This is a genomic window from Serratia sp. 4542 (genome assembly GCF_016805595.1).
GTDB classification, from domain to species: Bacteria; Pseudomonadota; Gammaproteobacteria; order Enterobacterales; family Enterobacteriaceae; genus Serratia; species Serratia nevei.
The window spans coordinates 243,071-255,104 of the sequence record NZ_RXKV01000002.1 but is presented as its reverse complement, the minus strand read 5'-3'; the positions used below and the strand labels follow the sequence as shown (position 1 = coordinate 255,104).

The 12,034-nt window shown below is 60.1% G+C and carries 12 protein-coding genes; 5 read left to right on the top strand and 7 right to left on the bottom strand.

All coding sequences use genetic code 11. The annotated features are described in order from the left end of the window. Window positions 1-55 precede the first annotated feature (55 nt). A complete protein-coding gene (gene proW, locus EKL15_RS02325; protein WP_087762377.1) occupies window positions 56-1,162 on the bottom strand; it encodes a glycine betaine/L-proline ABC transporter permease ProW in 1,107 nt (368 codons plus the stop codon). Further along, window positions 1,155-2,357, bottom strand: a complete 1,203-nt coding sequence (proV, locus tag EKL15_RS02320) for a glycine betaine/L-proline ABC transporter ATP-binding protein ProV (RefSeq protein WP_038872840.1) — start codon at window positions 2,355-2,357, stop codon at window positions 1,155-1,157. The genes proW and proV overlap by 8 nt, the downstream gene beginning before the upstream one ends. 126 nt (window positions 2,358-2,483) lie before the next feature. Here proV and EKL15_RS02315 point away from each other — a divergent pair, with 126 nt between their 5' ends. Next, window positions 2,484-2,747, top strand: a complete 264-nt coding sequence (locus EKL15_RS02315) for a hypothetical protein (protein WP_203088715.1) — start codon at window positions 2,484-2,486, stop codon at window positions 2,745-2,747. A gap of 16 nt (window positions 2,748-2,763) precedes the next feature. Here the strand turns inward: EKL15_RS02315 and EKL15_RS02310 are convergent, their stop codons facing one another. Both EKL15_RS02310 and EKL15_RS02305 read right to left on the bottom strand, forming a co-directional pair. Continuing rightward, window positions 2,764-3,450 (bottom strand): response regulator, encoded by a 687-nt coding sequence (locus tag EKL15_RS02310; protein WP_033635694.1) that lies wholly within the window; start codon window positions 3,448-3,450, stop codon window positions 2,764-2,766. A 32-nt stretch (window positions 3,451-3,482) separates the two neighbouring features. Next, window positions 3,483-5,075, bottom strand: a complete 1,593-nt coding sequence (locus tag EKL15_RS02305) for a sensor histidine kinase (RefSeq protein ID WP_203088713.1) — start codon at window positions 5,073-5,075, stop codon at window positions 3,483-3,485. Window positions 5,076-5,401: 326 nt separating this feature from the next. On the opposite strand from EKL15_RS02305, the gene EKL15_RS02300 reads away from it, so the two are divergent. Further along, complete coding sequence (locus tag EKL15_RS02300; RefSeq protein ID WP_033635692.1) at window positions 5,402-6,757, top strand: 2-hydroxycarboxylate transporter family protein; 1,356 nt, start codon at window positions 5,402-5,404, stop codon at window positions 6,755-6,757. A 98-nt stretch (window positions 6,758-6,855) separates the two neighbouring features. Here the strand turns inward: EKL15_RS02300 and EKL15_RS02295 are convergent, their stop codons facing one another. Beyond that, complete coding sequence (locus tag EKL15_RS02295) at window positions 6,856-7,827, bottom strand: patatin-like phospholipase family protein (RefSeq protein WP_048234592.1); 972 nt, start codon at window positions 7,825-7,827, stop codon at window positions 6,856-6,858. A gap of 206 nt (window positions 7,828-8,033) precedes the next feature. Between EKL15_RS02295 and EKL15_RS02290 the strand changes: the two genes are divergently transcribed. Beyond that, window positions 8,034-8,978, top strand: coding sequence for an MBL fold metallo-hydrolase (locus tag EKL15_RS02290; RefSeq protein ID WP_087762380.1), 945 nt, complete (start codon window positions 8,034-8,036; stop codon window positions 8,976-8,978). 12 nt (window positions 8,979-8,990) lie between these two features. On the opposite strand, the gene EKL15_RS02285 is transcribed toward EKL15_RS02290, so the two are convergent. Beyond that, a complete protein-coding gene (locus EKL15_RS02285) occupies window positions 8,991-9,884 on the bottom strand; it encodes a LysR family transcriptional regulator (RefSeq protein ID WP_048234590.1) in 894 nt (297 codons plus the stop codon). A 101-nt stretch (window positions 9,885-9,985) separates the two neighbouring features. Here EKL15_RS02285 and EKL15_RS02280 point away from each other — a divergent pair, with 101 nt between their 5' ends. After that, window positions 9,986-10,726 (top strand): SDR family oxidoreductase, encoded by a 741-nt coding sequence (locus tag EKL15_RS02280; RefSeq protein WP_060441091.1) that lies wholly within the window; start codon window positions 9,986-9,988, stop codon window positions 10,724-10,726. Between the two features lie 64 nt (window positions 10,727-10,790). Further along, window positions 10,791-10,994 (top strand): DUF1289 domain-containing protein, encoded by a 204-nt coding sequence (locus EKL15_RS02275; RefSeq protein WP_060425090.1) that lies wholly within the window; start codon window positions 10,791-10,793, stop codon window positions 10,992-10,994. A gap of 62 nt (window positions 10,995-11,056) precedes the next feature. Here EKL15_RS02275 and nrdF read toward each other — a convergent pair whose 3' ends face one another. Continuing rightward, window positions 11,057-12,028: a class 1b ribonucleoside-diphosphate reductase subunit beta gene (gene nrdF, locus EKL15_RS02270; RefSeq protein ID WP_038872807.1), complete on the bottom strand. Its 972-nt coding sequence runs from the start codon at window positions 12,026-12,028 to the stop codon at window positions 11,057-11,059. Window positions 12,029-12,034: the final 6 nt, after the last annotated feature.

Sequence of the window (12,034 nt, the reverse complement as noted above, 5' to 3'; positions counted from 1 at the left end):
TTCGATGTGGTGGTGTCATAGCCCGCCGGGGCCGCAGCCGCCGGCGGGAAAAGCGTCAGGCTTGTTTGATGAACGGGCGAGTCAGCAGCCCGATGGGGCCGCGGCGATACCAGCGACCGATGCCTTTGCTGCGGCGATCGCGCCCCAGCGATTGGGTGAGGCGATCGAGAATGATCGCCAGGATCACGATGCCGACGCCGCCGACGGCGGCCAGGCCCATGTCCAGCCGGCCGATGCCGCGCAGCACCATCTGGCCCAGACCGCCGACGGCGATCATCGAGGCAATGACGACCATCGACAGCGCCAACATCAGCGTCTGGTTAACGCCGGCCATGATGGTCGGCATCGCCAGCGGCAGCTGCACCTTGAACAGCAGCTGACGCGGGCTGGCGCCGAAGGATTCGGCGGCCTCGATCAGATCCTCCGGCACCTGCTTGATGCCCAGAATGGTCAGGCGCACGATCGGCGGCAGCGCGAAGATGATGGTCACCACCACGCCCGGCACGTTGCCGATGCCGAACAGCATGACGATCGGCACCAGGTAGACGAAGGCCGGGGTGGTCTGCATGGCGTCGAGCAGCGGTCTAATCACCTTGGCGGCATGCTTGCTGCGCGCCAGCCAGATGCCGAGCGGCAGGCCGATAAGAATGCAGAAGAACAGCGCGGTCAGCACCAGCGCCAGCGTGACCATCGCCTGCGACCAGGCACCGATGGCGCCGATGGCGACCAGGGAGAGCAGCGTGGCGGCGCCCATGCCGAGGCCTGAGACCTGCCAAGCGAGCAGCGAAAACACCAGAATGGCGATCGGCGCCGGCATGCCCAGCAGAAGCTGCTGGAAGCCGCTCAGGATCATGTCGACCGGCACGCGGATGCCCTGGAACAGCGGGCGGAAGTGCAGCACCAGCCAGTCGATGCCTTGCGTGACCCAGGCGTCGAACGGCACCCAGGCTTTGTGGAACGGATCGAGCAGGCTGAAGTGCTCCGGCTGCGCCGGGGCGCCGCTGAGCCAATCGGTGCCTGACGCGGCGGCGTCATGGGCGGCCGGCGCTGGCGTGCTGGACCAGGCGTCGCCGGCGTTGGCGGCGGCATCGTTTGTGGGTGCGGCACCGGCATCGACCGGTGCGGTAGCCCAGGGATCTTGGGTTTGCGTGGTATCACTCATTGGCGGAGCCCTCCTTGTCCAACGCCTGCAGCAGCATGGCCTTGGAGATGATGCCGAGATAGTTATGTTCTTCGCACACCACCGGCACCGCGCACGGCGCCTGGGCGACCAGGGAGATCAGATCGCTGAGCGGCGTGTCGGCCGGCACGGCGGCGGGGGCCTCGAGCAGGGCATCGTCCAGCGTTTGATTGGCGGACAGCGCCTTTTTCAGCGACTCTATCGACACTACGCCGATAAATTTCTTCCCGCGTTCAACCACATAACCATAATCTCGGTCCTCATCGCGCAGCAGCTGCAGCGCCGAACGGGGGCCAAAACCGGGGGTTTTGCGGATCAGCGTCACCGGGCGCCGTTGGGCGATATCCTTGGCGCTGAACACATGACTGATGTCCACGCCGCGGAAGAAGGTGCGCACATAGTCGTTGGCCGGGTTATTCAGGATCTCGTCCGGCGTACCGACCTGGATCACCTCACCGCCCTGCATGATGGCGATGCGATCGCCGATGCGCATCGCTTCGTCCAGATCGTGGGAAATAAACACGATGGTGCGTTGATGCTGGGCCTGTAATTTCACCAGCTCATCCTGCATTTCGGTACGAATTAACGGATCGAGCGCCGAGAAGGCTTCGTCCATCAATAATATATCCGGGTTATTGGCCAGGGCGCGGGCTAATCCCACGCGCTGGCGCATACCGCCGGATAATTCATCCGGATAAGACAGCGCATAATTCTCCAGCCCGACCTGGCGCAGGGCATCCAGCGCTTTTTCCTGGCGCTCCTGCAGCGGTATGCCGGCTAATTCCATACCGAAGGCGGTATTATTCAGGACATTCATGTGCGGCATTAACGCGAATGACTGAAATACCATGCTGATCTTATTTCGCCGCACGGTGCGCAGCGCGGTGTCGGATATTTTGGCGATGTCCTCACCGTCGATCAGTACCTGACCGCGGGTGGGTTCTATCAGACGATTGAGAAGGCGTACCAGGGTGGACTTGCCGGAACCGGAGAGCCCCATGATGACAAATATCTCGCCTTCTTCAATGGCCAGAGTGGCGTCTTTTACGCCGAGCGATAAGCCGGTTTTTTCAAACAGCCGATCTTTTGTCAGACCTTTATCCAGCAGTTTGAATGCGCGTTCCGGGTGTTCGCCAAATATCTTATACAGGTTCTTTACTTCAAGTTTAATTGCCATGCAATTTGCTGTTTCCTCTGGTTTAATTAAAGCGATATGAGCTGTCCTTAGCAAAATAAAAGAGCTTTTTACCCTAACACAGTGAATATCTGAGACAACCCTGAATGTCGTTTAAATGGGATATTAGTGGTTTACATCAAGGTTTTAATTAGTTATGGTAATTTGGCCCGCGACTCAAAATTGACGGCCGTTATTCGCCATAATGGATTGGTTTTGGGGAAAATAACGCGGCGTGAAGCAATGGGATATTTCGCTTCTGCGTCTGCCGTTCGGATAATAAAAAACCCGACCAGAGGCCGGGCAAAAGTCATCAGTATTTCATCAGTTTTAACGACAGGTGCCGATATCGAGGGGGATATCGTCGGGCGCTATGTTATCGCCGTAATATGACAGCCAGATGGCAGCCTCAGGCCTTGCGATACAGCCGCCGCGGATGGCCGATATTGCCGTACAGCATCTCCACCCGCACGAACTGGGTGGCGACGCAATATTCCAGATAACGGCGGGCGGTGGTCTTGCTGATGCCGACCTGCTCCACCACGTCTTCCACCGCATGCGCCACCGCCGGCTGGGCGATAAACAGCGCCTGCACCAGCTCGAGGGTATTGGTTTCGATGCCTTTGGCGCTCGGCTCGCTGGAGAACTGCTTCGACTGCAGGTTGTACAGCGCATCGACGTTGTCCTGATCGATAATCTTGAAGGTGCGCTGGGTCTGCACAAACTGCATGAAGCGTTCGAGCGAATTGCGCAGCCGCTTGTAAGACACCGGCTTGATGATGTAGTCGAAGGCGCCGTTGCGGATCGCCTGGCTGCAGGTATGCATGTCGCTGGCGGCGGTGATGAAGATCACCGAGCAGGCGGGGTTCTTCACCGCCGGTTCTTCCATCAGCTCGATGCCCTGGCCGTCCGGCAGAAAGTTATCCAGCAGGATCAGCCGCGGCTGATGCGCATTGGCTTTGGCCCGCGCTTCGGCCAGCGTGGCGGCGTAAGCCACCACCCGCAGGTTGAAATTTTTCTCGATGAACTCCGCGTGCAGCGTCGCCAGTTGCGGCTCGTCTTCCACGATCAGAACGTCCAGTGCTTGGTGTGACATAATCGGGTGCTCAAAAAATCGGGTTATGGGTTTTATTTAGGGATAAATATAGAGAATATCGCGCCGTGCGGCTCGTTGTCCGACACTTCTATGCTGCCGTGCGCCTGCGCCACGTGGCTGGCGACCAGATGCAGGCCGATGCCGTGGTCGCTTTTATCCGCTTTGGTGGTGACGCCCTGTTCAAACAGCGTATCACGAATCTCCTCGGCGATGCCGGTGCCGCGATCCGCCACCTCGATCACCAGCTCGTCGCTGCCGTCGCTGATATAAAGCTCGATCGCTTCGTGCGGGGCCGGGTAGTGCAGCGTCGCCTCCACGGCATTATCCAACAGGTTGCCGACGATCGACATCAGTTCGGTCTCATTCAGCGCCGCCGGGATCTGCCGCAGCTGGCAGGCCGGATCGAAGCGCAGCTCGATGCCTTTTTCTCTGGCGCTGGAGTATTTGCCCAGCAGCAGGCCGCACAGCGCCGCCGAGCTGAAGCGCTGCGAGATGAAATCGAGGATTTCCTGCGCGCCCTCCGACTGGGCCTCCACGTAGCGGATGGCCTCGTCGTAGCGCTGCATATGCAGCAGCCCGGCCAGCGTGGCGGTCCAGTTCAGCTGCTCGTGGCGCATGATGCGCAGGTTGTCGGCATAGCGTTTCACCTGGCTGAGCTGGCTGCTCAGGGTATTGATATCGTTCTTGTCGCGGAAGCTGATCACCCAGCCTTGCAGCTCCTGTTCCTGCATGATGCGCACTCGGCTGGCGATCACCCGCACGTGGTTGAAGCGGCACACCTCGTCGTGCGTATCCTGGCCCAGCTGCGCGGCGGCGAAGAAGTTCGGCTGCGCCTGGATCACGTCGCCGAGCGGCCGGCCCAGCAAGCCGGCGGCGGGCTGGTGCAGATCCAGCAGCTCGCGCGCCGCATGGTTGATGGTGATGATCCGCAACTGCGGATCGATGGCGATCACCCCTTCATAGATGGCTTCCAGCAGCGCTTTTTGTTGGCGCACCAATAGCGCGATCTCTTTCGGCTCCAGCCAGAACATCTGGCGCTTGAGGTTTTTCGACAGCAGCCAGGAAAAGACGAACAGGGCGATCAGTAGCAGGACGATGGAGCCGATAATTTGCGTCAACGTCCTGGCATTTAAATTATCGATATGCGATTTCAAATAGCCGACCGAAACGATGCCGATCACGCGATTATTTTCATCCACGATCGGCGCCTTGCTGCGCAATGAAACGCCAATGCCGCCCTTGCGAATGGAAATAATGCTTTTTCCTTCCAGCACCTCTTTATTATCGCCGCCGATCATCGGCGTGCCCAGGCGGCCTTCATATTCGGAATGATAAAGGTGGCGGGCATGATTATCGCCGATGACGATATAACTGGCGTCGCTGCTGGCGCGGATTTTTTTCATCAGCGCGGCGATCCGGGCGTCGTCGTTGTTCTCCACTGCGTCCACCAGCGAAGGAATGAGGGCGATTTCCCGCGCCTGTACCTGGGCGCGGGCGCCGAGATCGCGGTGCAGCTGCGCATCCAGCTGGTAATAGGTATAGGCGCCGATACAGGTCAGCAGCAGGCAGGAGAAGGCCACCAGGCACAGAAACAGCTTGATTTGAAATGAGAGTTTGAGGCGCATGGCGGTGCTTCACCGTAAAGAGATCCTGAAGCCTTACCCTATCACGAGAAGCGGGGTCTGTAATATTGCGCCCGATCAACTTGTGATCCCTCACACGGGATTAGAGTGAACCGGACGAGAATTGTTCGTCTGCGATAAAGTTGATAAGCTTTAAAATAAAAACGGTATTAACACCATTAAAACCACGCCGGTTTTTACATAATCTTAATTAACCCCATAGAAACCATAACCACCATTAAAAACCCTTTTTAACTTTGAACATAATCACAGCAGATAATCCGTGCGCTTCTCTATGATGGCTGAACAAACTAATAAGAGGCCAGATTATGAGCACAACAGATGATTCTTACCTCGTAGCCAAAGACAAGGCCGCCGATATTCCTCTGCGTGAGAAATGGTGGCGGATACTGGACAATTATAAAGTAGGGATTATTCCGTTACCGTTCTTTATTCTGGCCGGCGTATTGATTCTGCTCGACTGCCTGGAAGGCAAATTGCCGAGCGATATCGTGGTGATGGTGGCCACCCTGGCGTTCTTCGGTTTCGCCTGCGGCGAATTCGGCAAGCGCCTGCCGCTGATCGGCAAAATGGGCGCGGCGGCGATCTGCGCCACCTTCATTCCTTCTGCGCTGGTGCACTACGGCCTGCTGCCGGACGTGGTGGTGGAGTCGACCACCAAGTTCTACAAATCGACCAACATTCTTTATCTCTACATCTGCTGCATCATCGTCGGCAGCATCATGAGCATGAACCGCCAGGTGCTGATCCAGGGCTTCCTGCGCATCTTCATTCCGATGCTGTGCGGCGAGATCGTCGGCATGCTGGTGGGGATGGGCGTCGGCATGGCGCTGGGCCTGGAGCCGTTCCAGATCTTCTTCTTCCTGATCCTGCCGATCATGGCCGGCGGCGTGGGTGAAGGGGCGATCCCGCTGTCGATGGGCTACGCGGCGATCCTGCACATGGAGCAGGGCGTGGCGTTGGGGCGCATTCTGCCGATCGTGATGCTCGGCAGCCTGACTGCCATCGTCATCGCCGGCCTGCTCAACCAACTGGGCAAGCGTTATCCGCACCTGACCGGCGAAGGCAGCCTGATGCCGAGCAAGCAGGGCGACAGCGACATGAACGCGGTGGAAAAAATCAGCGGCAAGGTGGACGTCAGCACCATCGCCTGCGGCGCGCTGCTGGCCATCCTGCTGTATATGGTAGGCATGCTGCTGCACCGCCTGATCGGTCTGCCGGCGCCGGTGGGCATGCTGTTCGCCGCCGTGGCGGTGAAGCTGGCGCACGGGGTGTCGCCGCGCATTCAGGAAGGCTCGCAGGTGGTGTACAAATTCTTCCGCACCGCCGTGACTTATCCGATCCTGTTCGCGGTCGGCGTGGCCATCACGCCGTGGCAGGAGCTGGTGGACGCGTTCACCGTACAGAATCTGATCGTGATCGTCACAACCGTCAGCGCGCTGGTGGCGACCGGTTTCTTCGTCGGCAAGAAAATCGGCATGCACCCTATCGACGTGGCGATCGTCTCCTGCTGCCAGAGTGGGCAGGGCGGTACCGGCGACGTCGCTATCCTCACCGCCGGCAACCGCATGTCGCTGATGCCGTTCGCCCAAATCGCGACGCGTATCGGGGGCGCTATCAACGTCTCGCTGTCGCTGCTGGTGTTGGCCAAGTTCTTCGTATAACTCCTATAAATCCTTAGCGTTACTTTGCCTTTCCCCGCCCCCGCGGGGATTTTTTTTGCCCGCGCGCCGGCCGTACGCGCGGGCAGGGATAATACCGGTTACGCGGCCTGTTTCATGGCGGCGTCGTACCAGGCGAAGTAGCGCTCTACGCCGCGGCGGCCGGATTCGATCAGCGCGCGTTTCTTCTCCTCGCTGATGCCGAACTCCAGCGTGCCGACGTCGAGCGTATCGACATACACGGTGCGCTTCCAGTCGTCGCTGTCCAGGTGCACCTTGGTTTGGATGTCCAGCATCACGTTGGCCACCGCCAGGGTGAAATCAAACAGGTTGTTGACCGGCGTGCGCGGGCCGGCCTGTCCGGCGGCCTGGGCGATTTCGCCGGCGGAGTCCAGGCGAAGGCCCAGGGTGCGGGTGTTGATGCGCTGGCTGGAACTGTCGATATAAGGCGGCGTGGCGGAAAAGTCATAGTCGAACAGCCGCACCGGGTAGTTGTCGATCATGCCGCCGTCGATGCACAGATCGCCCAGGGTATTGTTCTTCGCCACGAAGGCGAACGGGAACGACATCGAAATGCGCAGGCCGTCCGCCACTTTCATGCGCGGCGTGGTGCGATGCGAATAGACCTCGCGCTGGCCGCTGTTGAGGTTGGCGCCGATAAAGTAAATCGACTTGAACCCTTTCGCCGCCTTCATCGCTTCGAACTGCTCGAAGGTAATATCCGGCTTGCCGGTATATTGCTTGATAATATCGCGCGACCATTGATAGAAATAATCGCCGGGCGCGATGCCGTATTGATTGAACAGGCGGTAGGCGTCCTGGAGCGTACCGAAAAAGCCGCCGTTATAATCGAGGAATTTTTTAAAATCCATCGCCGACAGAATTTTAGTGACGTCCGCCGAGCTGCAGCCCAGGCCGACCAGCAGCGCGGCGATGGCGCCCGCCGAGGCGCCGGAGGTTTGCTTGATCTGCGGCATGATGCCTTTGGCTTCCAGCAATTCCAGCGCGCCGCCATAGGCGATGCCTTTTACGCCGCCGCCTTCAAAGACCAGATTTTCGAATTGATAGTTCATGATATTTCCTCACTCTTGGTTTAGGGAGTAAGAAAAATAACCAAGTGGCGAGCGAGAAAATATGGATTGGGGTTGTGTGGCTCGGCAAACAAAATTATTCATAATAAATATATTATTTATATATTTATCAAAGGCATTTATTAAACAGGCGCATCGGACCTTTTGCGTCAATACTTAGCGCTGTCCAATTATCGCAAGGAGTCATCATGTTCTGGAAACGTTGTCTGCTGGGCGCGGCGCTGGCCGTTATGTCATTACAGGCCGGGGCCGCCGCGCCGCAGGCCAAAACCCCGACGCCGGGATTTTACCGCATCATGCTGGGCAGCTTTGAAGTGACCGCGTTGTCCGACGGCGTCATTCGCTTGCCGGCGGACAAGCTGTTGCTGAACACCACGCCGCAGCAGATCGCCGCCGGGTTGGCCGAGCGGCATCAAAGCCTGCCGGTGGTCACCTCGGTCAATGCCTATCTGATCAATACCGGCGACAAGCTGGTGATGATCGACAGCGGCGCCGGCCAGCTGCTGGGCGACGGCCTGGGCAAGCTGGTGGATAACCTGCGCGCGGCGGGCTACCAACCGGAGCAGGTGGATGAGATCTACCTGACCCACATGCACCCGGATCACCTCGGCGGACTGACGCACGACGGCAAGGCGGTATTCCCCAATGCGGTGGTGCGCGCCGCCAGCCAGGACGCGGACTTCTGGCTGAGCGCCGACCAGCTGAAACGGGCCAACGCGGAAAATAAAAGCAACTTCGAAAGAGCCCAGGCGGCGATCAAGCCTTATCAGGCGGCCGGGCACTTTAAGCCATTCAACGGCGACGGCGAGCTTTCGCCGGGCATCGCCGCCTATGCCGCCCATGGGCATACGCCGGGCCACAGCGTCTATCAGGTGACGAGCCAGGGCAAAAAGCTGCTGTTGCTGGGGGATTTGATCCACGTAGCGGCGGTGCAGATGCCGCATCCGAAGGTGGCTATCAGCTTTGACAGCGACGCTAAGGCGGCGGTCGCTCAACGGCTGCGGGTGTTCGGCGACAGCGCGCGGCAGAGCGAGCTGGTGGGCGGCGCGCACCTGTCGTTCCCAGGGTTGGGCTACCTGAACCGCCAGGGCGAAGGGTACAACTGGGTGCCGCTGAATTACGGCGCGCTGTAACGCACTCGGTCGCTACCGGTTGCGCTCGGCGAACACCCGGCTGAACCAATCGAGAAACACGCGCACTCGCGGCGAGAGCTGGCGGTTGCGCGGATAAAGCAGCGAGACCGGCATCGGCGGAGAAGGCCAATCCGGCAGCAGCGGCAACAGGCTGCCGTCGGCCAGATCGCCGCGCAGGTGATAACGCGGCACCTGAATGATGCCCAACCCGGCGCGGGCGGCGGCGACCAGGCTCTCCGCCGCGCTGACCGACACCGTCGCCGGCAGCGTGATGGGCTGCGCTTGCCCCGCCACCGTGAACGCCAGCGGCATCAGCGCGCCGGTCGCCGAAGAGCGAAAACCCACCATGCGGTGATGGCGCAGGTCGTCCAGGCTTTGCGGCGTGCCGAAGCGCTGCAGGTAGGCCGGGGCGGCACAGGTCACCTCTTCCAGCTCGCCCAGGCGGCGCGCCACCATGTCGCTGTCCCGCAGTTTGCCGACGCGCACCACGCAGTCGATGCCTTCCCGCAGCGCGTCCACCAGCCGATCACCTTCGCTCATATAGAGCTCGATATCCGGGTATTGCGCCAAAAAATCAGGCAAGTCGGGCAACAGAAAATGGCGCGCCAGCGTGCCGTGCACCTCGATGCGCAGCAGCCCGCGCGGTTTGGCGCCGGCGAACGCCATCTCCGCCTCTTCGATGTCCGCCAGAATGCTCAGGCAGCGCTGATAGTAGGCTTCGCCGTCCAGCGTCGGGCTGACGTGGCGGGTGGTGCGCTGCAGCAGCCTGACCTGCAGCCGGGCTTCGAGCTGTTTGATGGCGTCGGTCACGGTGGAGCGCGGCAGGTTCAGATCCTGCGCCGCCTGGGTAAAGCTGCGTTGTTCTACCACGCGGGTGAACAGGCGCATAGCGTCGATTCTGTCCATAATTGTTCGTTTATTTCGGATAGTGATAACGAAGAATAGGGGATTATTCACCGTGCCGAAAGGTGCATGATGACAACTCACTGACCCAGGAGGAGAGACTTATGCAGAACGCCACTCAACGCGTCACCATCGTCACCGGCGCATCTCGCGGCATCGGCGCCGCCATTGCCGAGCGTCTGGCCGCCGACGGTTTTACCGTCATCATCAACTATTCAGGCAACCCGGCGCCGGCCGATGAACTGGTGCGCAAGATAGAACAGGCGGGCGGCCGCGCGCTCGGCGCCAAAGCCGACGTCAGCGATGCGGCAGCGGTTTCCCGATTGTTCGACAGCGCCGAACAGGCGTTTGGCGGCGTCGACGTGCTGGTCAACAACGCCGGGGTGATGGCGCTGGCACCGGTGGCGGACATGCGCGATGAAGACGCGGATCGCCTGATCGACATCAACCTGAAAGGCAGTTTCAACACGATGCGCGAGGCGGCGAAGCGCCTGCGCGACAACGGCCGCATCATCAACTTCTCCTCCAGCGTGGTGGGGCTGCTGCAGCCGGGGTACGGCATGTATGCCGCCAGCAAGGCGGCGATCGAGGCGCTGACCAGCGTGCTGGCAAAAGAGCTGCGCGGCCGCAATATCACGGTGAACGCCGTTGCGCCGGGGCCGACCGCGACCGGGCTGTTCCTCGACGGTAAAACCCCGGAGCTTATCGAGCGGCTGGCGAAGATGGCGCCGCTGGAGCGCCTGGGCACGCCGGAAGATATCGCCGCGGCGGTGGCCTTCCTCGCCGGGAACGACGGCGGCTGGATCAACGGCCAAACCCTGCGCGCCAACGGCGGCATCATCTGATTGACGACGCGCCGCCGCAGGATCGGGTATCCTGTGGCGGCACACATCACATCAAGGGCGGTTTATGGCGGGCGACAATCAGCAATTCCAGCACGGCGTGAGATCGCCCTGCGTCAGCCTGTGCCGCATCGACGACGAAACCCAGCGGTGCCGGGGATGTCGGCGCACGCGGGCGGAGATCGCCGCCTGGCCGACCGCCAGCGACGCGGAGAAACGCGCTATTTGGCGGCGGCTTGAGCTGCGTGCGGCCTTCAAGCAAAACACATAGTCGCGGGAGCACGACACGTCGCACTCCCGCGAAAGCCTTTTCCTGATACGGCCAGCCAACCCTCAGAAATCCCAATCCTCATCCTCGGTGTTGACCGCCTTGCCGATGACGTAAGACGAACCGGAGCCGGAGAAGAAGTCGTGGTTTTCATCGGCGTTCGGCGACAATGCCGACAGGATAGCCGGGTTGACCTCCGCCATCGCCGGTGGGAACAGCGCTTCATATCCCAGATTCATCAGCGCCTTGTTGGCGTTGTAGTGCAGGAAGGTTTTCACGTCTTCCGTCCAGCCGACGCCGTCGTACAGCTCCTCGGTGTAGCGCACCTCGTTGTCGTACAAATCCTGCATCAGGTCGAAGGCGAAGTTTTTCACCTGCCGGCGCCGCGCGGCGTCCACTTTCTCCAGCCCTTTCTGGAACTTATAGCCTATGTAGTAGCCGTGCACCGCCTCGTCGCGAATGATCAGGCGGATCAGATCGGCGGTGTTGGTCAGCTTGGCGCGGCTCGACCAGTACATCGGCAGATAAAAGCCCGAATAGAACAGGAACGACTCGAGGAACACGCTGGCAACCTTCTTCAACAGCGGATCGTCGCTGCGGTAGTGGGCCAGAATGATGCCGGCCTTTTTCTGCAGCGCGCGGTTTTCCTCGCTCCAGCGGTAGGCATCGTCCACGTCCGGCGTTTGGCACAGGGTGGAGAAGATTGAGCTGTACGAGCGGGCGTGTACCGCCTCCATAAAGCTGATGTTGGAGTACACCGCCTCTTCGTGCGGCGTCAGCGCATCGGCGATCAGGGCCGGCGCGCCGACGGTGTTCTGGATGGTGTCCAGCAGCGTCAGCCCGGTAAACACCCGAATGGTCAGCTGCTGCTCCTTCGGCGTCAGCGTGGCCCAGGAGGGGATATCGTTAGACAGCGGCACCTTCTCCGGCAGCCAGAAGTTGGAGGTCAGGCGGTTCCATACCTCCAGATCCTTGTCGTCTTCGATGATGTTCCAGTTGATGGCGCGCACCAGCGGCGCCGATGTTAGGGTCGTCATAAGTTG